This window comes from Mesorhizobium sp. B2-3-6, from assembly GCF_006442305.1.
Lineage (GTDB): Bacteria > Pseudomonadota > Alphaproteobacteria > Rhizobiales > Rhizobiaceae > Mesorhizobium.
On record NZ_VFVW01000005.1, the window covers coordinates 365425 to 391437 of the forward strand.

Below are 26013 nucleotides of genomic sequence, written 5' to 3' on the forward strand. Positions count from 1 at the left end.
GCACGGAAATCGCCACGGTTGAACTCAGACCGTTGTCTTGCTGCGCACTTCGGTCTTGTCGAGATAATAGCTCGAGTACTGGCCGAAGAATTTTTCGGACGCTCCGAACGAGCCGTATTTGGCGAGCTTCTTGAGATCGACCTTGTTCAGCACCGCGCCGACGATCTTGTTGGCGACATAGGGTTCGGATTCGAGCATCGACCTCACCATCGCGCGCGGCGTGCGGCCCCATTCGGTGACCAGCACGAAGCCGTCGACAAGCGGCGCGAAGGCCTTGGCGTCGACCACAGGCCCCAGCGGCGGCAGATCGACGACGATGTATTCGAAGGTCTCCTTGGCGTTGTCGATGAAGCGCCGCATGCCGGCCGAGGAGAGAAGCTCGCTGGTATGCGAGAAATTGCCGCGCAGCACGGCCGGAATGATCGCCAGCTTCGTCTGCCGGTCGATCTTGCCGACCGACTGCCAGGTCTGGCCGCTCACCACCGCTTCCATCAGTCCCTGCTCGGCCTCCATGCCGAGGCTGCGGCTCAAGCCCGGATTGCGCAGGTCGCCGTCGATCAGCAGCGTCCTGGCGCCGTTGGCGGCGAGCAGTCCGGCCAGATTGGCCGCGACCGTCGACTTGCCTTCGCCGGGAAGGACCGAGATGACGCCGATGACGCGGCTGCCCTGCCCTTCCATGACGACGTCGAAGGCGATCTTTGCGCTGCGCAGCGTCTCGGAGAACATCGACGCCGGAGCATCGACGCTGACGCGCATGCGCGCGCGCTTTTCGGCCGCGGCCGGCGATTTGGCGGTTTTGAGATCCGGGTCGGCCGGCTTTTCCTCCCTGGCGGTCTTGCCGCCGATGACAGGCAGATAACCGAGGAATTTGAGGCCGACGCGGTCGCGGACATCCTCGCCGGTCCTGAAGAAACGCTCGTTGAATTCGTTCAGGCCGCCGAGCCCGGCACCCATCAACGTGCCCAGCACAAGCGAGAGCGCCAGCACAACCACCGTGCGCGGGCTGGAGGCGCTGAGCGGCGTCGATGCATCCGAGATGATGCGGATCTTGCCGACCGGGAAGGATTGCTGCTGGGCGGCTTCCTCGTAGCGGCCGAGGAATGTCTGGTAGAGCGTGGAGAGCGCCGTCGCCTTCTGGTCGAGTTCACGCAGCTTGACCTGCGACTGGTTGTCGATGGCGCTCTTGCCTTGCGCCGCGGCGACATTGGCCCTGAGCGCGGTCTCGCGCGCCAGCGCCACTTCATATTCGTTGCGATAGCTTTCGGTCAGCTGCTTCAGCTCGCCGAATATCTGCGCCGATATGTCGGCCTTCTCCTTGGCGAGCGCCACCGCCTGCGGATGCTGCGGCCCAAAATTGGCCTCGACATCCTGCTGCCGCTTGGCGACGGCGAGATAGCGCGTCTTGAGCGCCGCGATGACCGAGCTGCTCGGCTGGTCGCTCGATATGGCGGCATCCTTGAAGGCGTTCTCCGAACCGCTTTCAACGATGGACTTGTATTGCTGGTAGCGGGCGCTGGCCCGGGCCGTATCGGCCTGCGCCACGATAAGCTGGGCGTTGAGGTCGGCAAGCTGCTTGGCGCTCATCAGCTGGCCGTCGCTGTTGGCGGACAGGCCGTGCTCGGCCCTGAATTTCTCGACCGCGAGCGATGCCGCCTGCGAGCTTTCGCGCAGTTCCGTCAGCCGGCCCTGCAGCCAGACCGCTGCGCGCTCGGTGGCATCGAAGGAGGCGTCGAGCTGGTCGGCGAGATAGGCATCGGCATAGGCCTTGGTGATCGCGGTCGCCAGTGCCGGGTCCGTCGCCTGGTAGCCGAGCGCGATGACATAGCTTCGCCCGACGCGCTCCGCCTGCACCTCGTTCTGCAATTTGAGGATCGCGTAGTCGCGACGTGAGGTCGCGATCAGCGCATCGCGGGTGGCGGGGTCGAGCTTGGTGACGTCGCCGACGCCCGGCATGGGAGGACTGGGGCGAACATACTGGATCAGGCCGCGGATCAGGCCGATGCCCTGGGCGAGCGCCGACTGGGGCGGGTTCATGAATGCGTCGTTGCGGTCGAGCTTCAGCTTGTCGACGACCACGGCGGCAAGCCTCGTCGAGGTCAGGATTTCGATCTGGCTCAGGATGGCCGAATCGGTCTGCATGGTCGTCGACGCCGCCGAAATGTCGTCGACGATCTTGTTCAGCCCCTCATCGATCAGCACGCTCGAGACCGATTGGTATTTGGGCGGCGTGGTCTGCAGATAGAGCAGGCCCAGGACAAGACCAATGACCGCGCCCAGGACAACCACCTTGGCCTGCCGCGCTGCCATGCCAAGCAGCCGCTCGACATCGATGAAGTCTTCGCCGTCTCCTGCTTCCGAATTCGGCAATGGCATCCTCTTGTCGAGAGGAAAGTTGGCATAGTTCATCTTCGGTCCAATTCCAGAGCCCGTCCATCCCAATCATCGGGATGGGCTCTATCTCACTGTTTGAACATGATCTTTTCCGAAAACCGCCTTGCGCTTTCCGGGATCATGCCTTGGCTCCCAGGCACTTCGAAGATCGGGAGCATTGCCAAAAAGCAACGCAAGTTCCATGCCGGACGCCACAGGGCGTTGCGCGCATCGCACCGTCAGCCGTCCGACAATGCTCCCGAAACATGGGCATTATGCGGCTTCTTCCTGTCGTTCATGCGACCGGACGAACTCCTGGAGCATCTCGAAAACCGGACCCTTCATGTCGTCGCGCGCCAAGGCGAAGGCGATGTTGGCCTGGATAAAGCCCTCCTTCGAGCCGCAGTCGAACATGCGGCCCTTGAAAGGCTGGGCAAAGAAGGACTGCTCCTGCGCCAGGCGGACCATGGCGTCGGTCAGCTGGATCTCATTGCCCGCGCCGCGCTGCTGGTTGCCGAGCAGGGCGAAGATCTCGGGCTGCAGGACATAGCGGCCGTTGATGTAGAAGTTCGACGGCGCATTGGCCGGCGCCGGCTTTTCGACCATCGCCGTCACCTCGAAACCGCCGCCAATGTCGGCGCCGCGGCCGACAATGCCGTATTTGTTGGTCTCGGTCGGGTCACAGCGCTCGACCGCAATGACGTTGCCGCCGGTCTCGGCATAGAGGTCGGCGACCTCGGCCAGGCAGCCGCGGCCGCCGAACGAGACCATGTCAGGCAAAAGCAGGGCGAAGGGCTCGTTGCCGATGACCTCGCGCGCGCACCAGACGGCGTGGCCAAGGCCTTGCGGGGATTGCTGGCGGATGAAGCTGGTGGCGCCGGCCACCGGCAGCAGGCTTTCCAGCGACTGCAATTGCGCCTTCTTGCCGCTCTGCTCCAGTGTTCCGATCAATTCCGGATGCAGGTCGAAATAATCCTCGATAACCGCCTTGTTGCGGCCGGTCACGAACACGATGTGCTCGATGCCGGCCTCGAAGGCCTCATCGACGGCGTATTGCACGACGGGCCGGTCGACGACGGGAAGCATTTCCTTCGGCATCGACTTGGTCGCCGGCAGGAACCGCGTTCCAAGCCCCGCCACCGGTATCACGGCCTTCCTGATTTTCTTCATCGCAAGTTCCTTCTGAGGAGATCGACTTCAGTCCATTCGCAGGCCAGGAAAAATCCCTCCATGTGCCTGCATCTTCACCTCCCCGCCCCTACGGCAAATTGTGCCGCTACTCGTCGCAACCGCACGGCGATCGGCATGCCCATATGCCTGACCGCCGCCGGGTCGCTGAGCGCCGTCCGGATCGCCTTGAGCGGGGACCGCGCCTTGATGTGCTGGACCATCGACAGGAACGAGGCTGCCTTGCGCAGGCTGCGGCTGCGCCGGGCGAAGGCCGCTTGCGCGGCCGCGTCCATCTGATGGCTTTGAGCGAAAATTGCATCGGCCTTGCGCATCGCCTCGACATGATGAGGCTCGAGCACGCGCGAAATGGAGCCGCTGCGGATGTGATAGACATAGCCGATGTCAGGCTCGACCACGCACCTGCCGCCCTTGGCCAGGGCGTTGGCCAGGAAAATGTAATCCTCGCCGATGATCAGGTCCTCGTCGTAGCGAAGTCCGTTTTCTTCCAGGAAGCGGCGCTCGAAGATCGGCTTGAGGTAGCCGAGATTGAACTTCGATTCGAAGACGACGTTGCCGGCGATATAGCTGGCTAGCGAGATCTCGCCCAATTCCTCCAGATAGCGCGTCGGGAACATCGCATCCTCGATCACGCCGTCGTCGCGGACGACCTGAAGGTTGTCGACGGCGATTTGCGCGCCCGCCCTTCCGGCCCGCGCGATCATGGCGGCGATGCGGCCGGGATAGACCGCGTCGTCGGAATCGAGGACCGCGACCCAGCGGCCGCGGGCAGCCTCGAGGCCGGCGTTCCTGGCGCCGCCGGGGCCCCGGTTCTGCGCGAGCGCCACGACGCGCACGATGTCCTGCGGATAGGCCCTTGCCACGTCGAGCGTGGCGTCGCGCGACTTGTCGTCGACGACGACGACCTCGACGCTGACACCCTTTTGCGCGATGGCGCTGGCGATCGCCCGGTCGAGGGTCGCCTCGGCGTTGTAGGCTGCAATGACGAAGGAAACGTCCGGGACGAAGCTGACGTCAGGCTGCACGCTTGCCTCCTTCCTGTGGCGAGGGCTGGCCGTAGAGACGAATCTCGCGGATGCCGACAAGGCCGCTGACGACGCCGACATGCATAATGCCGCGCAGCACGCTGCGGTTCCGCCGCACGGGGCTGGCAAGGAAGGGAAACGCCGCGGCGAAGCAATAGGCTGCCTTTGCCGAGGCAATGCCGACCTGTTTGACCAGGCCAATGCCGCTCGCATTGCGCCCCAGGAGATGGCCATGCGTCTGCCCGACGCGGAAGCGGCGGCGGCCAAGCCAGTCGAACGCGGCCCTGGTCCGCGGCACGGCCTCGTCCACCCAAGCCTCCGGAGAAAAGGCGATCGTGCCGCCTGTCTTGTGCATCTGGTCGAAGAACTCGGTGTCCTCGCCGCCGGTCTGGCCACGCGCCAGGCTGAAGCGGCGTCCGCGCAGGCTGTCCGACCCCATGTCGAGCAGCACGTTGCAGGTGTAGCCGGTGCGGATCTCGCCGCGCACCCAGACCGGCAAGGTCGAATGGAAGTCGCCACGCCGCATCCAGTCCGGCGCATCGGCCCCATAGCGCGCCTTGACCGGGCCCAGCACGGCGGCGGCGCGACTTGCCTGGGCTGTTGCGACGAGCTCGGCAAGCCAGCGCGGCGAAGCCGTCTCGTCGTCATCGATGAAGGCGACGAAATCCGACGTGCTGGCGTCAAGACAGGCATTGCGGGCGAGCGAGATGTTGCGCGCCGGGCAGTGGTGATAGCTGATCGGCAGCGTCAGTTCCCGCGCCAGGGCCGCCACCAGATCCGTGGCGCTCGGCGTGTCGTCATTATCGGCGACGATGACCCGGACGTCGAAACCGGCCGGCCTGTCCATGGCATCGAGCGAGCGCAGCGTGTCGGCCAGTTCCGGCCGGCGGAACGTGCACACGCCGATATCGATGCTGCGGTTCTTGCCTGGAAGCGCCATCACGCGACCCCGCGCTGTTTGCCAAGGCCGAGAAGCTGCAGCCAGAAACCGACGGACCAGCCGAAATGCATGACCATCGCCGAGATGCCGGCAAGCGCGATGTCGGCATTGCGCTGGCTTACCGCCGTCCACAGGCCATAGCCGAGGCATACGGATGCCCAGATCAAAAGCGGCACCGCCGCCAGCCAGTGCACGAAGGAAAAGGCCGCGAGCACCACCACCGGGAACACCAGCAGCGGCACCATCTGCCGGACCTTCGGGATGACGCGGTGCTTCAGGACGTTCTTGGCGCGTCCGCGGCCGTAGCCGAGATACTGGAAATAGAGGCCGCTGAGCGACGCGCGCGGATAGTAGACCATCTGCGTCCTGCCGCTCATCCAGATCCTGTAGCCGGCCTGTCTCAGCCGGTAGTCGAGCTCGGCGTCCTCATTATGGCTGAACGTCTCGTCATAGCCGCCGACGGCCCGGAAGGCAGAAATCCGCATCAGCGCGTGATGGCCGTGATCGACCCATTCTCCGGCGGACAGATGCCTGTGCTTGGAACCGCCGGTGCCGAGCTTTGAATTCTGTGCCGCCGCGGCCGCCTTCTGCACGGTGCCGCTGCCGCTGGTCAGCATCGAGACCACGACCGAATCGGCGCCCGTTGCCAGCGCTTCCTCGACCAGTCGGTCGCAATAGTCGGCGGGATAGCCGCCATGGGCATCGATGCGGATCAGATATTCGGCACCATCGCCGAATCTGGCGACGGCAAGATTGATCGCCGCGCTCTGGATGCGCTTTTCATTGTGGAGCAGGACGATGCGGGGATCCTCTTTCGCGCGTTCGCCGACAATGGCCGGGGTACCATCGGTGCTGCCGCCATCGGCAACGACGATCCTGGCACCGAGCCTCGCCGCCGCGGGGCTGAGCTGGTCGAGCAGCACACCGATATGGGCTGCCTCGTTGAGGCAGGGGATCACGATCAGGCTGGAGGGGAACGCTTGCATCATCGGGCGATCTCCATCCTAGGCCAAGGCCTCGGCCGCGAAGGGTTCGCGTATGGCGGCCAGGCTGCGAAGCTTCTCGACCAGCGCCCGGCAATCGCTGCGATCATAGCTCCATATCCTGGGGTTGCGCGACAGAACGCGCTCCTTCAACGTGCTGAAGCGGCGTTCCTCCATCTTGCCGATGGCGGCCTGGAGTGCGTCGGGTGAGGCTTCGGGCAACAGAATGCCGATGCCCTGCCGGCCGAGGAACCGCCCGGTTTCCGTGTTGGCCATCGAGATCGGCACCGCGCCGAATCGGCAGCCTTCATAGAGGCGATTGGGCAGCAGCCATTCGGAATTCTGGCCCGCCTCGAAGAAATCGATCGCCCAGGAGAAATGCACGTCCCGGTAGATCGCCGCCATGTCCTCCGGGTTGCGGTAGGGTCCGCGAAACGAAAGCCAGGGCTCCGCCTCGACGAAGGCGTGGAAATCCGGGAATTCGGTCAACGCCGGGCGGCCGCGCAGCACGATCTCGAACCGGCCGTCGGCGCGGCGCGAGAAATCGGCCAGGAGTTCGAGCGAGCGGCGGCAGCGCAATGCCCCGAACCAGCCGATGCGCCAGGGTGGCGCGACAGGCGCCTCGGCCATCTCATGCTCGGCCGGCAGGATCGCCGCTGCCTCGAAATATTTGTTTTCGACCAGTTCGACCGGCGCCGTCACCTGGCCGAACGGTTCGAAATAATTGGCGGTGAACGCGGGCGAGCTGGTCACCAGCAGCTTTACGTCCCTGGCAAGGTAACGTTCCGTGGCACGCAGCGCCTTGCCGACCGCATCGCTGCGAAGCATCAGGCGATGGATATCGAGGCATTCATAGACGATCGGCACCGCGGCGCCGAATGTCGTGTTGGCGCGCCGGGCGAGCGCCAGCATTTCCAGGTTGCGCGCGATGATGAGATCGGGCCTCGGCATGCCGCGGAGCCTGGTGCCGATCGAAACCGCCGCCTTGGCGACTGCCGTCAGGCGCTGGGCGAATCGCCTGTCACGCGTCGCGCCGAGATCCAGCGGCCGCAATCCCTCGACGTCGGCAATGGGATTTGCCGTGCGACGGAAGCCTGCGAGCGTGACCTGGGCGCCACCTGCCCTGAGCATTGTAATCCGCCGGCGCACTGCCGGGTCGGAAACGTCATGCACAAGGTACAAGACATTCAGCATGAAAACTCGACCGCTGTTGGCCCACCCACGGCGAACCTAGTACAGGTCTTGCTGCATCGCAACATTTTTGGTGCAGCGTAGCAAAATCCACGTTTTTTGTTGCACTGCAAAATAAATGCCGTAATTTGGCCGCGGCGGCGGTTGCAGGGTTCCTGGTCGGAACCTGCATAAGAATCAGGAATCCTGAATTTGGAAGCCAATCCATTCGATCCGCCAGAAGGCTCGCTGCGCAAATCGGTCGGGCGTGGCGCGGTCGTGACGGCCTTGTCGCAGTCCGTGCGGGTCGCCACGCAGATCATTTCCGTCATCGTGCTGTCGCGTCTCCTGTTGCCGCAGGATTTCGGCGTCGTGGCGATGTGCGCGCCGGTGCTGGCCTTCATCGCGCTGTTCCAGGATTTCGGCCTCACCCAGGCGACCATCCAGAAATCGGGCATACGGCACGACGAGGTGAACTACCTGTTCTGGATCAACGTCGCCGTCAGCGCCATCCTGGCCTGCGTGCTTGCCGGCGCGGCACCGCTGGTCGCCGCCTTCTACGGCGAACCGCGTGTGGCTGGCCTGGTGGCGGCGCTGGGCCTGCAGATCATGGCCTACGGCCTCGGTGCGCAGCATCTGGCGCTCCTGACGCGCCGCATGCAGTTCGGCCGCCTGGCCATCATCGATGTCGCAGGCGCCGTGGCTGGTCTTGCCGTGTCGATCGCCTGGACCTTCATCGACCGCTCCTACTGGGCACTTTTCGCCGGCACCTTGACCGGAGCCGTGCTGCCGACGCTGTGCTACTGGGCCAGTTCGCGCTGGCGGCCCAGCTTGCCGCGCAAGGTCGCCGGGATCAGCGAGCTGATCAATTTCGGCGCCGGCATAACCGGCTTCAACTTCGCCAATTTCTTTGCCCGTAATCTCGACAACGTGCTGATCGGAAAATACTGGGGCGAGGCGCAGCTCGGCCTCTATGACCGTGCCTACAAGCTGCTCCTGTTCCCGCTGAGCCAGATCACGAACCCGCTGTCGAAGGTGATGGTGCCGGCTCTTTCCAGGCTGAAGGACGAGCCCGACCGCTACCGCAGCGCCTATCTTCGCGTCATGCCGCTGATCCTGCTGGTGGCGCTTCCCGGCGTCGCTTTCGCCACCGCCATGTCCGACATACTCATCCCCTTCGTGCTCGGTGAGCAATGGCGCGCGAGCGCCGGCATTTTCCTGGCGCTGGGCTTCGCCGGGCTGCTGCAGCCGCTCAACAATCCGGCCGGATGGCTGTTCGTCAGCCAGGGCCGTTCCGGCGACTTCATGCGCTGGGGCATCATCACGGCGGCGACGTCGGTGCTCGCTTTCGTGCTGGGCCTGCCTTATGGCGCGCTCGGCGTGGCGATCGCCTATGCCGTCAGCGAATATCTGCGCACGCCTTTCCTGTGGCTCTATGTCGGCAGGAGCGGGCCGCTGCGGGCAAGCCACGTGCTTCGCGCGGCGACGCCGTTCGTGCTCGGCGCGCATGTGGCGCTGGCGGTGGTCTGGTTGGTCAAGCCGCTGCTGCCGCAGCAGCATATCATTGCCTTGGCCAGCGGCGCGATCCTTGCCTATCTCATCACCATCGTCATCGCGCTGGCCTTCGCAGCCGGCCGTGAAGCCTTGCGCGAGGCCTTGAAAATGCTGCCGGCAAGGCCGCCGGCGGCAGCACCGCGCGAGGCGCAATAATTTTGGCGCTTTCGACCCTTACCGTTCACCCGAGCATCAGGCCTGATCCATGCATTACCGATCGATCTCAGACATGAACGACGCGATCGTCAGCAACCTTCACCGGTTGCCGCGCGACATCGACCTGGTGGTCGGCGTCCCCAGAAGCGGCGTGCTGGCGGCGACGCTGGTCAGTCTCGCGGCGAACATACCTATGACCGACCTGGACTCCTTCCTCGAGGGTCGCGTCTACACATCGGGCATCACCAAGCGCCGTGCGGTGCTCGACCGCAAGGTCGCGGAAATGCGCAAGGTGCTGGTGATCGACGACAGCGTCTCCGGCGGCAACGCCATGCGCGACGCCCGCGCCCGCATAGAGGGTGCCGGCATCGAGGCCGACTACACCTTTGCCGCCGTGTTCGGGCTTGAGCCGCAGCATGCCGAGACCGATGTCGTCTTCGAGGTCGTGCCGCATCCGCGCATGTTCCAGTGGAACTTCATGCACCACAAATTCCTGGCGCAATGCTGCGTCGACATAGACGGGGTGCTGTGCCTCGATCCGACCGAGGCGGAAAACGACGATGGTCCGGCCTACGAGAAATTCCTTAGCGAAGCGCGGCCGCTCCACACTGCGACCCGCAAGATCGGCTGGCTGGTGACCAGCCGGCTGGAGAAATACCGCGCGCTGACCGAGGCATGGCTGGCCAAGCACGAGATCAAGTACGATCATCTGATCATGCTCGACCTGCCGAGCAAGGCGGAGCGTCAGCGGCTTGGCGCGCATGGCAGTTTCAAGGCCGAATTCTACCGCAAATCCGATGCCATCCTGTTCATCGAGAGCGAGCACGAGCAGGCGCTGAGGATCACCGAGCTGTCGGGCAAACCGGTGCTGTGCGTCGAAACGCACATGGTCAGCTTTCCCAACGCGCTGTCGCTCCCGGCGCTCGGCCAGGCGGCGCGCAACCTGCCGGCCAGGTTGCGACAGGCCAAATCACAGGAAGGCCGCAAGGGCGCCGCCAAGGCCCTTGCCCGCGCGCTGCTTGGCGCCCGCGGCTACGAGACGCTGAAAAGCCGGGTCAAGCGCCTGGCCTGATCCGCCAAGGCTGCGAATCCAGATTAACGGGTTCCTTCGGAGTGTTTCGCCGGCGTGCCGGTCGAGAAGCATCAAACGAAAAACCCGCCTGTGCGGCGGGTTTCCGGCGCAACTCAGCACCATGACCAAAAATCTACCATAGCTGCCTTCACCCTGTCAAGAAAAAATTCCTATTACAGGGCTGCCAGGTCCGGTGCCAGCCTGAGCCCTGGCTACGCCGCCTGTCGCGAACGCTGCTGTGTGGCCTTGTCCAGTATGGAAAAGAAGGTGAGGAACTGGCGGTCCGGATCGAGCTCCGGACGCTCGGAGAAGCTGCGCGCCGTGGCCGAGAGCCGGTCATATTCCTGGCGGTCGTTCCACAGCAGCCTGACAGCCGCGATCCAGTCGGCGAGCGGCGCATCGTAATCCAGCACCACGCCGCCCGGGCCGATCGCTTCGGGCAGCCCGCCGCGCCGCGAGCCGATGACGGGAATGCCGCTGCAATGGGCTTCCGAGGCCACACGGCCCCAGGCCTCTTCCCATTTGCTGGGCGCCAGCAGGATCCTGGTGCGGCCATAGACGGTCTTCATGTCGCCGGTGCGGTTCTCCAGCCTGATGTTGGAGAACGGGGCGATGGTTTTCTCGATGCGGGCGCGATGATCGTCGGCAAGCTTCCAGCTCTCCACGAACAGGAACGGAATCTCGGGGCAGGCGCCGGCGATGCGCACGGCGAGCTCGAAGCCTTTCTCCTCGTACGGATTGATCAAGGTGACGAACTGGCCCGTGGTCGGCGTGCTGTAGAGGGCGGCATTGATGGTCGGCGGCAGCACCGCCGCATCGATGCCGAACTTCTTTTTGTAGGCGCGCGCGGTGAATTGCGAATTGGCGATGTAGAGCGCCGAATGCAACTCGCGCAGATCGCCGCCCAGCTCATGGAACTCGACGTTCCTGAGATAGACGACCAGCGGCACGCCTTCGGCCTGCAGCGCCTTGCCCACCGGAACCGACTTGTGGCATTGGACGACGGCCACATCCGGCTTCAATCTGCGGACGGCAAAATCGGCCGCCTTCCAGGGAAACCAGGCCCGCACCACCGGATAACCGGGAAAACTGTCGATGACCGCCGGCTGACGCAGCAGCTTCATCTTGGCGCGCGCCTTGAAGCCGAAGACACCGTCGCCGAACAGGGCGGCCAGTACGGCCGCCTCATGGCCGTGCTCGATCAACTGTTCCGCCAGATGATGGGTGCTCGACTGGACGCCGCCGCTGAATTCGGGCGTGTATCCGTTGCCGCCTGCAAAAAGAACTTTCATGGTTCCTGGCTCCTGGTTCTTTCGCGTTTCGTTCAATGTGGCCCGAGAGCTTGCTCCGACACCGCCTCAGGCACTCTGTTGCTCGAGATTGGCGAACGGATTGGTGCATGGCTGCCATCCGGTGAACCGGATCGGATCGCCCGGCGAACTGCGCCAGGCGTAGTCGGTCAGCATGTGGAATTCGGCGATCAGCCAGCGGTCGAAATGCAGGAGGTCCTGCTTCTTCTGCTCCGGCAGCAGAGCGCGGGCTTTGCCCAGCCTTGTCTCCTCGAGCAAGGTGACGGCGTCGCTGAGTTTCTTGCTCGGGAATATCCATGGGTTCCTGTCGCGGAACGCCAGGACGAACTGCTGCAAATGCTCGATGCGCATGTTGAGCTTGCCGAAATATTTCTCGAGCGTGACGCGCACCAGATCCTCATCCGAAAACGAGGACACTGCCGCGTAGGCAATGCCGGTCGATACCACCCCGCCCGCCATGACGGCCAGTGCGGAGCGTCGCGAGATCTCTATCATCTGGTTTGCTCCTCTCACGCCATCCGGCTCGCCGCCCGCAGGGACAGCGCTGCCGCGGTCAGGCTCGGATTGGCGCATGAACAGCTCGGATATGTGCTGGTGCCGACCACGACCAGGTTCCTGAGCTGGTGATGAATCATGCCGCTGTCGACCACCGAATCGGCCGGGCCCGTCCCCATCCGGAGCGTACCCTGGACATGCGATTCGGTTGGCCGGATGCCGCGATCGAAAAGCTGTTCGACCGGTAGCGGGGCGAGCAGCCCGGGCAGTTTCTCCAGCGCCCGCGCCATGCCCTTGACCGCGTAGTCCGACGGCGCCTTGAAGCTGACGAAGGCGTTGTCGTCCTCGTCGAGCGTGACGAAATTCTCATGGTCGAGCAGGTTCTCGGTCACCACGACAAGCGGCAGAGCCTGGCGCAGCCGTCCCTTCTCGGCGCGCATGCCGTGTTGCCAGCGGTTCTCGAAATAGACCAGCGCCGCGGCGTGCTCGGACCGGTGCGGACCGTCATAGAGGCCGAAATTCAAGCCGGTGGTGATGGTGCTGCCGTCGAAATTGTCGACACCGTCGAGATAGACCTCGAAATTCCAGCCATAGGATTCATGCAGGCCGCGGCCGACGAATTCACCTCCCAGGCCGGAGCGCAGCATGATCGCCGCGCTCTGGATGGCATTGGCGCCGAGAACGAAGAGGTCGCCGCTGACCTGATATTCCTTGCCGGCGTGGACGAAGGTGACCGAGCGGACCGTCCCGCCGACATGGTCGAGCCGGCGCACTTCCGAACCGAGGCAGACCGACACGTCGGGATGCTCGAAGACATGCATCAGGCCGTTATTGGCGGTGAACTTGGCGTCGACCGGGCATAGCCAGCATCTGAGGTTGGCGCAGCACGAGGTGCGCTGCGCGGTCGGCACGCGGGCGCGCGCGGTGGGCATGACGAAATGCTGGCCTGGCTGCGCCGCCTTCATCATCCGGTCGGGCGTCGACATGCGGTGCGGCGGCTGCGGAAAGGGCTTCGAGCGCGGCAGCATCGCCGCCATGTCGGGATCGCCCGAGATCGACATGATGTCTTCGGCGTCGCAATAGAACGGCTCGACGTCGTCATAGCTGATCGGCCAGTCATTGCCGATGCCGTAAGTGCTTTTCAGCCTGAAGTCGTTGGGATGGAACCTCGGCGTCTGCGCGAACCAGCAGTTGGTGCCGCCGCCCAGCCCGATCGTGTAGTTCCAGGGCTTGTCGGAATTGGTCTTGTAGGTCGACTCGTCCTCGATGTCGGTGTTGACGTTCTGCTTGAGCTGCCATTCATGCGTGTTGTGCCGGCCCCATTCCAGGAGCAGGATGCGCGCCTTACGCCGCTTCGTGAATTCGTGCAGGAAGAAGGCCGAACCGAAACCGGAACCGATCGCGACAACGTCGAAGTGGTCCTTGGTGATCTGCTCCGGCTTTACGTCCAGCACCATCAGCCGCAACTCCTTTCCGGGTCTTGTGCGTTCGTCATGGCAAGCACACCGGCCGGCCGCGGCGATCCCACATTGGATTGCCCAAACCCGGTCTCATGCCGCCATCCTGCCGATCGAGTGATATTCGATGCCGTGGCGGGCGATGACCTTGGGATCATAGAGGTTGCGGCCGTCGAAGATGATCGGCGTGGTCAGCGCGTCCTTCAGCGCGTCGAAGGACGGCGCGCGAAAACTCTTCCACTCGGTGGCGATCAGCAGCGCATCGGCGCCGCGCAGCGCCGCTTCCTTGGTGCCGCACAGAAGCAGGTCGTCGCGCAGCCCATAGATGGCCTGGCATTCCTGCATCGCCTCGGGATCATAGGCCTGCACGGTGGCGCCGACGTTCCAGAGTGCCTCCATCAGCGTGCGGGCGGGCGCCTCGCGCATGTCGTCGGTGTTGGGCTTGAAAGCCAGGCCCCAGAGCGCGAAGGTCTTGCCCTTGAGGTTGCCCTTGAAATAGCGGTTCACCTTGTCGAACAGCACGGACTTCTGCTCGTTGTTGCGCTCCTCGACGGCGCGCAGCAGCTTGGCGTCGAACTTGACGCCTTCGGCGGTCTTGATCAGGGCGCGCACGTCCTTGGGAAAGCAGGAGCCGCCATAGCCGAGGCCCGGATAAATGAAGTGGTAGCCGATGCGCGGATCGCTGCCGATGCCCTTGCGCACCTCCTCGATGTCGGCGCCGAGCTGTTCGGCCAGATTCGCCATTTCGTTCATGAAGCTGATCTTGGTGGCGAGCATGCAATTGGCCGCGTATTTGGTGAATTCGGCGCTGCGCACATCCATCACGATCATCTTCTCGTGGTTGCGGTTGAAGGGGGCGTAGAGCTCACGCATCACCGCCTCGGTGTCCTCGCTCGATGTGCCGACGATGATGCGGTCCGGCCTCATGCAATCGGCGACGGCGGACCCTTCCTTGAGGAATTCCGGATTGGAAGCGACGTCGAAGGTCAGGTCCTCGCGGCCTCTTTTCTTCAGCGTTTCGGCGATCCTGGCCTTGATCTTCTCGCAGGTGCCGACCGGCACGGTCGACTTGCCGACGACGATCTTGGGCGCATCCATTTCCCGGCCGATCGCCTCGGCGACCGCCAGCACATATTTGAGATCGGCCGAGCCATCCTCGCCGGGAGGCGTGCCGACCGCGATCATCTGGATTTCACCATGCCTGACGGCGGCGGCCGCGTCGGTGGTGAACTTGATGCGGCCGGCGGCATGGTTCTCCCTCACGATGCTTTCCAGGCCCGGCTCGAAAATCGGGACGAGACCTTGATTGAGCCGCTCGACCTTGTTCGCGTCGATGTCGACGCAGACGACCTGGTGGCCCACTTCGGCAAGCACAGCAGCCTGCACGAGACCGACATAGCCGATACCAAACACCGTCAAATTCATTCTGTTTTGTTCCTGTCCAGGGCAGCGGACCGTGTTCGGCCCGGCCGGTTCAAATCGACTTTTCCAATAGGTTCTATTTTACGCTGCATGCCAGCGATTCCGGAAACTGGCAGGGTTCGCCCTGCGCGGTGAAGGCGACGCGCTCGATCTGCAGCGAAAGCTTGCGTCCGGGATCGGCGAATGCGCCCAACCATCCGGTCATCGTATCGCTGCCCCAGAGGCTGAAGAAGATCTTCTGAGCATGGCTGGGCAGCTTTGCCGGATCGGTGATGGTGTTCACCAGTTGGCCGTTGACGTACCAGCGCAAACTGTCCTTCTGCCAGACGAAGGCGTAGTCGTTGAAGGCCTTTTCCGTGCCGCCCGGCACGTCGACCAGCTTCTCGTTCTTGCCCTTGCCGGCGATGTAGGCATTGACCTGCACCTTGGACGTGTCCTTGGTCAGGATCTCGAAGTCGATCTCGTCCCAGGGCTGCTTGTCCGACGGGCCGATATAGGAGAAGAAAGCCGCGTTGAGGCCGGGACCGGTGTCGGTTTTCATGCGCGCCTCGTAGGTGCCGTAGCCGAATCGCTGCTTGGTCTGGATTTCGCCGCAAGCGTAGTCGCGATCCTTCGTCTTCTGCTTCTCGAAACCCAATGACAGCACGCCGTCCGCCAGGCTGACCTGCCCCTTCGCCCAGGTGCAATTCTGATGGCCGCCATTCGTCCAGCCATCGGAGACATACCAGCGCTGGCGGTTGAAGCTGGTGAAATCATCGACGAATGAGGGCGCCGACTTCAGATCCTGCGACCAGGATGGCGCCGGCCCGGCGAACAGGCCAGCGAGAGCGGCCAGCGCGACCAGGGCAGCCCTGCGTCCGGTGGAACCGCCCGGGCGGGCTTGCCTGGCCTGGCGCGTTGACGATATGCCGCGAACTGCGACGGTGAACGTGGTTCTCGGATCCGCATTCATACGAAACTCAACCTTTGCGCTGTGCATCCCCAACCCAAAGTAGCCATTCGAGCCGTTGCCAAACGGCGCTTTCTTTCTCTCGTCAGCCCCTCCCCAAGCTGCCTTCTCGCCTCGCGCCAAATCCACCCTTCAGCCTTCACCCTCTGCCGGCGCCTGCCGGTTTGGCGAGCCCCTCGCTGGCCGTCATATCGGACGACCCGTCCTCATCGAAAACCATATCCAGCGAATGACGAAGCTCCCGGACCATGCCGTTCTGGCGCGACAGCGCCGCGATGCGGCGCTCGCAATTCAGGATCGACGTCGTCAATTCATCGACCTCGGCGGAACGGCGCGCAGACGCCGAGCCGTTCTCCATGGCCTCGACCAGAAAGGCGGCGTTGGTGGCCGTCGCCTTGTAGCGATTCTCCAGCCCGTTTCGCTCGGCCTCGATCTCGGCCGCGATCTGCTCGAACAGCTTCGCCAGGCGGTCGAGGCGCGAGATGTCGGTCTGGCGGTCGCGGGCCGGATTCCTTGATCTGAAGCCGAATATCGAGGCCATGCGTTCAAAGTCCTGTGGTAGTCCGGCCGTCGGCCGGGCCCCTTACCGGTTCAATATCGGGCAGTCCGATCGGAGGCCGGTTCGTTGGCCATCCTAATTGCTGCACCGCAACATAGACTGCCATCCTCCGGCCGGCTAGGCAACCACCCAATTCGTAAACTCATAAATCCGCCGGAAATGCTTTGCGCGACGGGCTGGCAAGAGCGCGGCCGGACGCCCGCATTCAAGGCTGCTTGCCCGTGCTGGTGCCGGCCATGAGAAAACGCATTGGCGGCACATGTTGACGACGGGAGGCGAACCCGACGCGGCGAAACAGCGCCTCGAGCTTGTCGGACGCCACGCCCTGGACGATGGGAACCAGGTTGGATTGGCTTGCGAAGGCATAGGCCGCGGCCGACGCCAGGCCCCGCTCGGCCTTGACGTCGAGGAAATTGCGCAGCCGGTATTTGTCGCGCACGTGGCGCTCGTGGCGGCGCAGCACCGCTTTGGAACCCTCAGGCAGGCTGTCGATCGCCAGCAGCGCCAGGTCGGCGTCGGCAAGACGCTTCAGGTCCTGGGTCTTGTGGCGGCCGCTCAGCGAATCGGCCCGCACGATGGCGCCGTAACCGCAGGAGCGGATGACCTTGAAGCGCGCGCCGCTGGCGACCGCGCGCGCGTAGAGTTCGTAATCCTCGCCCAGACGCAAGCTCTCGTCATAGCGCAAGCCGTGCCTGTCGAGAAAAGCGCGGCTGATCACCGGCTTGAGGAAACCGAGTTCGCCTCTGCGCACGTTGCGCCTGGAGATGTTGCCTTCGACGAAGCGCTCCAGGTCGAGGAATTCCGGCTCGGCCGCGAACTGCGGTGCGACGATCTGGGTGACATCGCTCAAGGCGTCGTCCCTGATGAGCATGATGTTGTCGGCCGCGAAATCCCAGTCCGCGCCGGCAAACAGATTGTGAAATCTGCCCGCGAGAAAGAAGTCGTCGGCGTCCAGAATGGCGATGAATGGCGATTGCGAGGCGGCGATGGCGGCGTTGCGGGCGAAGGAGGGGCCGCGATTGACGTCGAGACGGATCACCGCGAGCCGGTCGCTGCCGTCATCGGCGGCGCGGGCGACTTGGGCCGTGTCATCGGTGGAGGCGTCATCGACGACGACGACTTCGGCCACTTCCGGTTCGCGCAGCGCGGACGCGATGGCGACCGCGATTGTTCGCGCCGCGTTTCGGGCCGCGATGATCACGCAGACCTTTGATTCCGTCATCGACATGAATTTGCCTCTTGCACAGGTTCCATTCTGCCCTCGCCCTGTACGTGTTCGATGCCCGACAGGCTTCCCGTCACGGGCTGCCCTGCCGTTCGAAGATGCGGCGGCTGATGTCGGCCGATGCCGCCCAGCCGGCTTCCGCCAGATAGCGGACCGGCGCACGACCGCACAACTCCCACAACACGGTGCGCCGCTGCGGCCAGCGCAGGGATGACAGCCATGGCGCGATGACCATGTTGAGCAGGTCCTCATTGCCGATCCGCGACAGCATCCGCGCGGCGCGCTGCGACAGGAGCGTGTCGGCGCCGCCGAGGAGCACGTCGGCGGCGCGCAGGCCAAGCAGCAGCGTGTCGTCCAGCCCCTGCGCCGCGGCGGCATCGAGCAGGCGCTGCTGCTCGGCTTCGTCCAGGCGGTCGGCGCTGGCGCGCACGTCGCAGACGTAACCGGCGCAGGGTTCCCGGTTGAAAAGCGCCTTGGCGACGCTGATGCAGGACAACAGCAGAGTGTCGGCCGCCGATGTGAACGGCACCTCGACGCCGGTGATCTCGACATGCCGTTTGCGCCGCAGGAAGCCATCCGCGTCGCGCGGGCTGGGCGAGCCGGGCTGCTGGAGCCGATAATGCAGATCGACAGTGGATTGCGTCGGCCCGTCGCCGCGGATCATGTGCTGTTCGCCGAGGAAACGGACCCACCAGACGGAGCGCGACTTGCCGGCGATCTCGTAGCCGATCGAGCGGAGCGCCTCGCGCGCCCTGAAAAACCCGGCCGGCGCCACCAATATGTCGACATCGCCCGAAGGCTTCATGAAATGATCGTCGTAAAGCAGATGCTGCTGGAAGGGACCTTTCAGGAAAACGAAATCGATCTGCCTGTCGCGCAGCGCCGCCTGGATCGCCATCGAATCCATGATGCAGGACGCGTTCATCGAAACGGTCTTCCGGCGGTAGGCGTCGAGCCATTGGGAGAGCTGGGCCGGCGGCCCGTTCGCGGGTGCGCTCGACAGCACCTTGAGGATAAAGGTCGCGACCTTGTTCAACCTGGCTATGTCGGTGACATTGGTTACGGAGAGGCCGGAGGCATCGCCGGGCGCGGCGCCGGATCGCGCCGCGAAGAACAGCCGCAGACAGGCCTGCACATAGGCGATCTCGCTGGCGCAATCGGCGGCGCGCAGTCGCTCATATGAACGTTCGGTCAGGGCCATCGGGCGCACGGTTCTCCAGAAGCGATCGGCGCGACGCCTATGCTGCAGGTGCGAAGCAAAGCATCGCCAAAAACTTTTGCGCCGTCCAGTTTTTCCTTTTGCAGCGCAAAAATCCGGCCCCGACGTTTATCGAAACCGGCTCGGGCGAACGATGAGGAGAACTGCTGGACCACAAGGGACGAGTGGCCTTTTCGGCGTTCCGTAGCAAACCTACCGGGAGACCCGGTGCTACGGCATTATTGTCGCCATGCCTTGAAGTGACAGGGCTTAAAAAGTTTATATATGCAAATCAATTTCTTATGCTGACCTAGTGCATTAGGCCCATATGCAGGGATCTCGAGGCGATCAAGGCCAAAGCTTGAGATCGTTACTCACGACTGTGTCTGCGCGCGCAGTCCATAATTGATTAATGCGCGGTAAATCAGGCTTGACTCATAAATGCTGCCATGCAGCTATTGCATCGCAGCATGAAAGTGCCGCCGGCAATCGACAGGCCGTTTCCAGTCCTTGATGGAGTGTAAAATGGAACAGAATGTTGAAAAACAGGAGTACGAAACGCCCAGCCTGACGGTTCATGGTTCGATTGAAACCATCACTCAGGGCGGTGGCGGCAACACGGCGCTCGACGCAGCATTTCCTGCGCACACGCCGATTGGCGACCTGACGTTCTCCTGAACCTGTCCTGATTCTGGAGGGACACGTTGGGCCTCTGGAATCCAAGAACCATACAGGGAGTCGGGGTGAAAATCCCGGCTTCTCTTCATTGCCTGACCCGGCTTTTCTTCATCGCCAGAATGGTCGGCACGCATTGCGGACAGTGTGTAGCAAACGAGGTTTTCGGATGAACTGGAACCCATCTGACCACGATCGCGTAAGTGCGACCAAGGAAGCGGTTGCCTGCGAATTCGGCAATGGCCTGGCGCTTCTTAACCTGAAATCCAACATCTACTACAGCCTCAACGGGGTGGGCACGTTCATCTGGGAGTTGATCCAGGAGCCGAAACCAATTGCCGAAATCCACCGGGCCGTGCTCGCGCGCTATGATGTCGACGCCGAGCGCTGCAGGGCCGATGTCGACGCACTGTTGAAAGGTCTGGCCGATAGCGGACTTGCGAGGCTGCATCATGAGGAACCTGTGTAAGCAGGTTCCGCAAAAGCGGGTCACGGTTTTGCGGCAAGAACCTGCGACGGAGAAAAGTCCCGGCCAGACGAAGCACCGGCGGCGCCTGCTTCGAGCTCTCTCCCTGAGCGGCCCGGAAATGCTGTTCCTCTGCCGCTGCCTGCTGGTGGTCGCGGCCGTTCGCCTGGGGCTGACCCTGTTCTCCTACAACCGCCTTCGCGGCATCGTCACCCGGCTGGAGGCGCGTGAATGCGCCAGCACGGGAGAACTGCGCCGTGTCGCCTGGGGCGTTGCCGCCGCGGCCCGCCTGGTGCCGCGCGCAAGCTGCCTCACCCAGGCGCTCGCCGGCCAGTACATTCTCGCCCGCCAGGGCAACGCCTCGAAGATCCGCATCGGCATCGAGCGCGACACCGGCCGGCAGCTGAAGGCGCATGCCTGGCTGATCAGCGGCAACCATGTCGTCCTTGGCGGCTCGATAGACAGGTTTGTCCCTCTCGTCGACTATGGTCAATGACCGATGAGCGGCGTGGCCGGTATCCTGCACGGGCACGAGGCGCCGGAGTCCGCAGCCGATATCCAGCGCATGCTGGCCCGCATGCGTCATCGCGCCCGCGACGGCAGTTCGTGGTGGACCGACAAGGCTGTCGCGCTCGGCCACGCCTGGCTCAACACGACCGATGAAGCCGGCCCCGGCCCGCTGACGATGGCGGGCGGCAAACTGGCCGTCACCGCGGATTGCCGCCTGGACAATCGCGACGAGCTGACGGCACGGCTCGGCGTCCGCGACGCATCGGTTGCCGACGCCGTGCTCCTGATGCGGGCCTATTTGCGCTGGGGCGAAGCCTGTCCCGTGCACCTGCAAGGCGATTTCGCCTTCGCCATCTGGGATGCCGAGCGGCAGGTGCTGTTTTGCGCGCGCGATCATTTCGGCGTCAAACCGTTCTACTATCACGCGGACGGGCAGCGCTTTGTCTTTGCCTCCGAGATCGGCCCGATCCTTGGCGTCACCGGGGCCGGCGCCCGCCTCAGCGAACATCAGATCTCGGGTTTCCTGGCAGGGCTGCCAGACGATCCGCAAGCGACGCCTTATACCGATATTTTCCGCCTGCCGGCGCGCCACAGCCTCACTGTGACGGGGCAGCGCGTGACGCTGCAGCGATACTGGCAGATCGAGCCGTCGTCGCGGCCTATGCGGCCGGACGCCGCCGAGGAATTCGCCCACCTCTTCTCGCAGTCCGTGCGCAACCGCATGCGCGGAAGCGCGGCGGTCGGGGCCATGCTGAGCGGCGGCCTGGACTCCTCTTCGATCGCCTGCGTGGCGGGCCGGCAAAACCTGTCCGAGGAAAAGCCGAGGCTGCCCACCTTTTCGCTGGTTTTCGAACGCGGTTCGGCGATGGACGAAACCCCCTTCATAGACGCGGTGCTGGAACAAGGGCGCGTCGACGGCACGCTGATCCCGGTCGGCAACTACGCGCCGTTCGCGGAATTCGAACGGGTGCTGGAAGAGCAGGAAGGAACGTTCCTGGCGCCGGGCCTTACGCTCACCCGGGAGGTATACAGGACGGCGGGCGCCAAAGGCGTCAAGGTGCTTCTCGACGGCCATGGCGGGGACGAAGTCGTATCGCAGGGGCACGGCCATCTGCACGAGCTTGCCAATGCAGGCAAGTGGCTGGAGCTGTGGCGCGAGATCCGCAGCGCTTCCAACACCTATGGCGACGGCATGCTCGGCATGTATTTCCAGTTCCTGACCATCTACGGGCCTGCCTGGCGCGTGGCCAGGCTCAGGCACGCCGCGAACCGGCTCCTGCACAGGCTGCGAAAGCCGGCCCAGGGCGGAAGCTGGCGCGACCTGATCAATGCCGATCTTGCCGGCCGCACCGAGCTCATCGAGCGGGTTCACCGAGCCGGCTACAAGCCGCCCGACGTCAGCGCCAGCGAGGCGCTGACCCACCGCTGGATTCTTTCCAACGGCTATGTGCCGCATGCTTTCGAAGTCCTCGACAAGGCGGCCGCCAATTTCGGCGTCGAACCTCGTTATCCCTTCTGGGACAAGCCGCTGGTCGAGTTCTGCCTGGCATTGCCGGGCGAGGAGAAGCTCAGCCGCGGTTTTGGCCGCTACGTGCTGCGCCGCGCCATGCAAGACGTGCTGCCGGCGGCGGTCCAGTGGCGGCGCGACAAGATCGATTTCACCGGCAATCTCGTCAACGGCATGCTGCGCAACCACCGCGACCTCCTGGAACAGGTGCTCGGCCCGGACGCCGGCCGCATCGAGCCCTATATCAACCTGCCGGCCGTGAACGCTGCCTATGCCCGGCTGCTCAGTCGGCCCGACCGGCCGGCGCCGCTCGACGTCCAGTATGTCTGGCGCTCGGCGTCGCTGTCGCTGTGGCTGCGGCAGGTGCAGCGTGCCGGGAGTGCCGCATGACGCCGTTGAACGAGCCGCTGGCCCTCCGCCCGCGCGCGCAAGGCTGGCCGCGCGGACAGCGCCGTTTTTATCGAGCCTACGGCCTGACCATCGCTTCCGAGGTGACATTGCCAGAACTGGAGCCGGCCGAACCCGCAGCGGCGGATATCGTGATCAGTGTCGGCGCGATCGATATGCCGAAGCCTTCGCCCGAGGCCGCGACCATTTTCCGCTTCGAACCGGATCGGCAATATCTGGCATGGCACGCTGTCGCCGCGTTCCTGATCAGCGACGCCTGCCGCATCGAGGTCGAGCCGGCGCCCGGCATCGACGACGCGCTGATCGCGTTCCCGCTGCTGGGACCGGTGATGGCGCTCATCCTGCACCAGCGCGGCCTGCTCGTGCTGCATGCCAGCGCCGTCGCGATTGCCGGCAAAAGCGCCATCTTCATGGGCGACAAGGGCGCCGGCAAATCGACGACGGCAAGCGCCATGATCCGTGCCGGACACGAACTGCTTACCGATGACGTCGTGGCGCTCGATCTCAGCCATCCGGACGAGCCGATGATCGTGCCGGGTTTTCCCCAGATCAAGCTGGCGGCCGACGCGGCTGCCGCGATTTCGCTCGAAGGGGCACAAGTGCGGCCGCAGGTGCATCCGGCTATCAACAAGGCCCAGCACCGATTGCACGGGGCGTTCTCGCGCGACAGGGTTCCGGCGACCCGCATCTATATTCTCGAGCGCGGCCAAAAGACTGAGATCTTGCCCATGCCCGGCATCGCCGCTTTGCCGGCCGTGATCAGATTTTCATACGTCACGCGTTTCGGCCGCGCCGCCCTGGTCGGCGATTTCGCGGCGGCGCATCTCGGGCATTGCGCACGGCTCGCCGATCGCGTCGGCGTGTGCAGGCTCGAAGTGCCGACGGGCCTCGACAGGATCGGCGAGGTCGTGAGCCTCGTCGAGCATGACCTGATGGCCGGACAGGGATAGCAGGAGATGTCGAAATCATCGCTCCTTCGCCCGTCATTGTTTCGGGAAATCGCCGGGTTCGGCGCCGTTATCGCCCAGATAGGCGGGCGGCGGGCCTGGACGGCGCTGCTCTTCCTGATCATGGGCAGCCTGACCGAAGGCATATCCATCCTGTTGCTGGTCCCGCTGTTGCAACTGGTCGGACGCTCCGGCCAGGACTTCGCGATCAAGCTGCCCGACAATGATTTCATGCGCTGGCTGGTGCCGGACGGCACGCTGAAGCTGACCACGATGCTGTGCATGCTGGTGGCGCTGGTCGCGCTGCAGGCCGCCTTCAACCGCTTCAAGTCGGTCTACATGGCCAGTCTTCTCTTCGATTTCATCAACCGCCTGCGCATGAACCTGTTCGAAAGCATCGGCAAGGCACGGTGGGGCGTCTTCACGCGCATGCGCGGCTCCGACCTCGACCATGCGCTGACCGGGGACATAGACCGCGTCCAGGGCGCGGCCTTCTCGCTGCTGATGCTGGTGCAGATCGCCGTGCTTCTGGCCGGCTATCTCGTGATCTCCATGTTCATTTCGCCGGTCATGACGCTGTTCGCCGTGGTCATTGGCATCCTGATGTTCCTCGCGCTGCGGCCATTCCGGTCGCGGGCGACCGCCTTTGGCCAGGTCCTGACCACCAACCGGCAGGATCAATACCGGACGGTCTCGGAATTCCTCGGCGGCATCAAGGTGGCCAAGAGCCTGAACATCGAGGCGACCTATTTCGCGCAGTTGCAGGCGACACTCGAAAGGATGAAGGCCGACAACATCGCCTATGTGCGCAACAGCTCGACCGGCACCGCCCTGTTCCAGGTGGCGAGCGTGATCGGCTTGAGCCTGTTCATCTATGTGGCGCTGGTTCGCTTCGACCTCTCACTGGCCGAGATCGTGGTGCTGCTGCTGGTCTTCATGCGCATCGCGCCGCGCTTCATGGACATGCAGACGCAAGCGCAGCAGGTCCTGATCAACCTGCCCGCCTATGCCGCGATGCGCAGCCTGCAGATGCGTTTCGACGCCGAGCGGGAACCTGGCCATGCCGGGATCGAGGACGCTCGAAAGCTGTCGCTCGATTTCGGACTGAATGTTCGCGGCGTCTCCTTCGCCTACGAGGACGGCGCCGCCAAGACGGTGGTGAGCGACATCACCTTCGGCCTTCCGGCCGGCAAGGTCACCGCCCTTATCGGCCCTTCGGGATCAGGCAAGAGCACGATCGCCGACATGCTGCTCGGCCTGCTCGAGCCGACAGCCGGCACGATCCTCGTCGATGGCGTCGAGATCGACGCCGCCAATCGCCGGGGCTGGCGCGACCAGGTCGCCTACGTGCCGCAGGACGTGTTTCTCCTGCACGACACGATCGCGGCGAACCTGCGCCTGGCCGCACAGCAAGCAAGCGACGATGAATTATGGGCCGCATTGCGATCGGCCCATGCGGCCGAATTCGTCGAACGGCTCGACCTCAAGCTCGAAACGGTGGTCGGCGACCGCGGCGTGCGGTTGTCGGGCGGCGAACGCCAGCGGATCGCGCTGGCGCGCGCCTTGCTGCGCAAGCCGTCGCTGCTCATCCTGGATGAAGCGACCAGCGCGCTCGACTGGCAAAACCAGGCGCTGATCGCGCAATCGATCGACGGGCTGCGCGGCTCGATGACGATCCTGACCATCGCGCACCGGCCATCGATGATCGCGTTCGCCGACTGGGTGGTCGCGATGGAAAACGGCCGTGTCGTCGAGGTCGGGCAATATCGGCGGCTGAAGGCGAAAGCAGGAAGCCGGTTGTCCCGGATGCTTTCGGGCGAACAATCTGAGTCCGAACCCGCCGACGTGGCCTGAGGCCAGCCTGGTCTGGGTCAGTGAAGGCTTCGCCCGGCGCCGCCCAGCTTTTCACCCTCGGCCACCTCGGCCGAACCCAGCTTTCTTTCGGCCTCGCGTGTCCTGTCGGCCGGCGTCGGCGCGCTTTTGACGATCATGGCATAGACGAGCACGAAGTAGCCCGCCTGGATGACCACGGCACAGATGATGACGCGCAGCAGCGTCGTGCCTATTGAAGCGCCGCCCAGCCATGACCAGCCAACGACGATCGCAAGAGCGAAAATCATCCCAACGATGAATTTTGGAAGCGACATACCCAACAGCCCACAAACCGGCCCGGGTATATTCCAATCATTGCCCCACCCGAGCGTCGTCCCTTGTCATGCGGGCTTGTTAAGTCGCCCGCTCCCGGCCGGTTGCTTCCGGCCTTTCAACCTGTCGCCACTTTGACAGGTATAATTTGCAATTCTATTAAGGCGAGCAAAAGGCCGCAAGGGCAACTGCATTTATTTTTAGGTGAGCTTTTGCGCTCGACTCGCTCATGCTGCAACGCACACGACGGGATTACGCGCAACTTCGGCTCTTTGGTGTTTT

At 63.9% G+C, this 26013-nt stretch carries 23 protein-coding genes; 8 read left to right on the plus strand and 15 right to left on the minus strand.

Going from position 1 to position 26013, the window contains the following annotated elements; translation table 11 throughout:
• Window positions 1–24: 24 nt before the first annotated feature.
• The 6 genes from FJ953_RS17715 to FJ953_RS17740 form a co-directional block, all read right to left on the minus strand.
• The gene (locus tag FJ953_RS17715) at window positions 25–2406 is read right to left on the minus strand and encodes a polysaccharide biosynthesis tyrosine autokinase (RefSeq protein ID WP_140497157.1); all 2382 of its coding nucleotides are present in this window, start codon (window positions 2404–2406) and stop codon (window positions 25–27) included.
• Window positions 2407–2643: 237 nt separating this feature from the next.
• Entirely contained in the window at window positions 2644–3540 is an 897-nt protein-coding gene (locus FJ953_RS17720; protein WP_140624888.1) for a UTP--glucose-1-phosphate uridylyltransferase, read from the minus strand.
• Between the two features lie 74 nt (window positions 3541–3614).
• Window positions 3615–4583 carry a glycosyltransferase family 2 protein gene (locus tag FJ953_RS17725; RefSeq protein WP_140624889.1) on the minus strand — a complete coding sequence of 323 codons (969 nt, stop codon included), beginning with the start codon at window positions 4581–4583 and terminating at the stop codon, window positions 3615–3617.
• A complete protein-coding gene (locus FJ953_RS17730) occupies window positions 4573–5523 on the minus strand; it encodes a glycosyltransferase family 2 protein (protein ID WP_140624890.1) in 951 nt (316 codons plus the stop codon). Before FJ953_RS17730 ends, FJ953_RS17725 begins: the two co-directional genes overlap by 11 nt.
• On the minus strand, window positions 5523–6512 hold the full coding sequence (locus tag FJ953_RS17735) for a glycosyltransferase family 2 protein (RefSeq protein ID WP_140624891.1): 990 nt from the start codon (window positions 6510–6512) through the stop codon (window positions 5523–5525). Before FJ953_RS17735 ends, FJ953_RS17730 begins: the two co-directional genes overlap by 1 nt.
• A gap of 15 nt (window positions 6513–6527) precedes the next feature.
• Window positions 6528–7700 (minus strand): glycosyltransferase family 4 protein, encoded by a 1173-nt coding sequence (locus FJ953_RS17740; protein ID WP_140624892.1) that lies wholly within the window; start codon window positions 7698–7700, stop codon window positions 6528–6530.
• Window positions 7701–7889: 189 nt separating this feature from the next.
• Between FJ953_RS17740 and FJ953_RS17745 the strand changes: the two genes are divergently transcribed.
• Both FJ953_RS17745 and FJ953_RS17750 read left to right on the plus strand, forming a co-directional pair.
• Window positions 7890–9386 carry a lipopolysaccharide biosynthesis protein gene (locus FJ953_RS17745; protein ID WP_140624893.1) on the plus strand — a complete coding sequence of 499 codons (1497 nt, stop codon included), beginning with the start codon at window positions 7890–7892 and terminating at the stop codon, window positions 9384–9386.
• Window positions 9387–9435: 49 nt separating this feature from the next.
• On the plus strand, window positions 9436–10458 hold the full coding sequence (locus FJ953_RS17750; RefSeq protein ID WP_140497171.1) for a phosphoribosyltransferase family protein: 1023 nt from the start codon (window positions 9436–9438) through the stop codon (window positions 10456–10458).
• A gap of 212 nt (window positions 10459–10670) precedes the next feature.
• Here the strand turns inward: FJ953_RS17750 and FJ953_RS17755 are convergent, their stop codons facing one another.
• From FJ953_RS17755 to FJ953_RS17790, 8 genes are all read right to left on the minus strand, one after another.
• Complete coding sequence (locus FJ953_RS17755) at window positions 10671–11750, minus strand: glycosyltransferase (RefSeq protein WP_140624894.1); 1080 nt, start codon at window positions 11748–11750, stop codon at window positions 10671–10673.
• Between the two features lie 66 nt (window positions 11751–11816).
• Window positions 11817–12263, minus strand: a complete 447-nt coding sequence (locus tag FJ953_RS17760) for a hypothetical protein (protein WP_140497175.1) — start codon at window positions 12261–12263, stop codon at window positions 11817–11819.
• Window positions 12264–12277: 14 nt separating this feature from the next.
• A complete protein-coding gene (locus FJ953_RS17765; protein WP_140624895.1) occupies window positions 12278–13720 on the minus strand; it encodes a GMC family oxidoreductase in 1443 nt (480 codons plus the stop codon).
• Between the two features lie 93 nt (window positions 13721–13813).
• Window positions 13814–15145, minus strand: a complete 1332-nt coding sequence (locus FJ953_RS17770; protein WP_140497179.1) for a UDP-glucose/GDP-mannose dehydrogenase family protein — start codon at window positions 15143–15145, stop codon at window positions 13814–13816.
• A 73-nt stretch (window positions 15146–15218) separates the two neighbouring features.
• Complete coding sequence (locus tag FJ953_RS17775; protein ID WP_140497181.1) at window positions 15219–16094, minus strand: family 16 glycosylhydrolase; 876 nt, start codon at window positions 16092–16094, stop codon at window positions 15219–15221.
• Between the two features lie 136 nt (window positions 16095–16230).
• Window positions 16231–16632 (minus strand): hypothetical protein, encoded by a 402-nt coding sequence (locus tag FJ953_RS17780; RefSeq protein WP_140512927.1) that lies wholly within the window; start codon window positions 16630–16632, stop codon window positions 16231–16233.
• Between the two features lie 223 nt (window positions 16633–16855).
• The gene (locus FJ953_RS17785; protein ID WP_140512925.1) at window positions 16856–17878 is read right to left on the minus strand and encodes a glycosyltransferase; all 1023 of its coding nucleotides are present in this window, start codon (window positions 17876–17878) and stop codon (window positions 16856–16858) included.
• Between the two features lie 70 nt (window positions 17879–17948).
• Entirely contained in the window at window positions 17949–19076 is a 1128-nt protein-coding gene (locus tag FJ953_RS17790; protein WP_140624896.1) for a nucleotidyltransferase family protein, read from the minus strand.
• A 522-nt stretch (window positions 19077–19598) separates the two neighbouring features.
• On the opposite strand from FJ953_RS17790, the gene FJ953_RS17795 reads away from it, so the two are divergent.
• The 6 genes from FJ953_RS17795 (at window position 19599) to FJ953_RS17820 (ending at window position 25440) form a co-directional block, all read left to right on the plus strand.
• Window positions 19599–19751: a lasso peptide gene (locus tag FJ953_RS17795; RefSeq protein ID WP_140497189.1), complete on the plus strand. Its 153-nt coding sequence runs from the start codon at window positions 19599–19601 to the stop codon at window positions 19749–19751.
• Between the two features lie 166 nt (window positions 19752–19917).
• Complete coding sequence (locus tag FJ953_RS17800) at window positions 19918–20217, plus strand: PqqD family protein (protein WP_140564960.1); 300 nt, start codon at window positions 19918–19920, stop codon at window positions 20215–20217.
• A gap of 118 nt (window positions 20218–20335) precedes the next feature.
• The gene (locus FJ953_RS17805) at window positions 20336–20710 is read left to right on the plus strand and encodes a lasso peptide biosynthesis B2 protein (RefSeq protein ID WP_224618327.1); all 375 of its coding nucleotides are present in this window, start codon (window positions 20336–20338) and stop codon (window positions 20708–20710) included.
• A gap of 3 nt (window positions 20711–20713) precedes the next feature.
• Window positions 20714–22621, plus strand: a complete 1908-nt coding sequence (locus tag FJ953_RS17810; protein ID WP_140624897.1) for a lasso peptide isopeptide bond-forming cyclase — start codon at window positions 20714–20716, stop codon at window positions 22619–22621.
• Entirely contained in the window at window positions 22618–23589 is a 972-nt protein-coding gene (locus FJ953_RS17815) for a serine kinase (RefSeq protein ID WP_140624898.1), read from the plus strand. Before FJ953_RS17810 ends, FJ953_RS17815 begins: the two co-directional genes overlap by 4 nt.
• 6 nt (window positions 23590–23595) lie before the next feature.
• Window positions 23596–25440, plus strand: coding sequence for an ABC transporter ATP-binding protein (locus FJ953_RS17820; RefSeq protein ID WP_140624899.1), 1845 nt, complete (start codon window positions 23596–23598; stop codon window positions 25438–25440).
• 17 nt (window positions 25441–25457) lie between these two features.
• Here the strand turns inward: FJ953_RS17820 and FJ953_RS17825 are convergent, their stop codons facing one another.
• Window positions 25458–25733: an exopolysaccharide production repressor exox gene (locus FJ953_RS17825; protein ID WP_140624900.1), complete on the minus strand. Its 276-nt coding sequence runs from the start codon at window positions 25731–25733 to the stop codon at window positions 25458–25460.
• Window positions 25734–26013 lie beyond the last annotated feature (280 nt).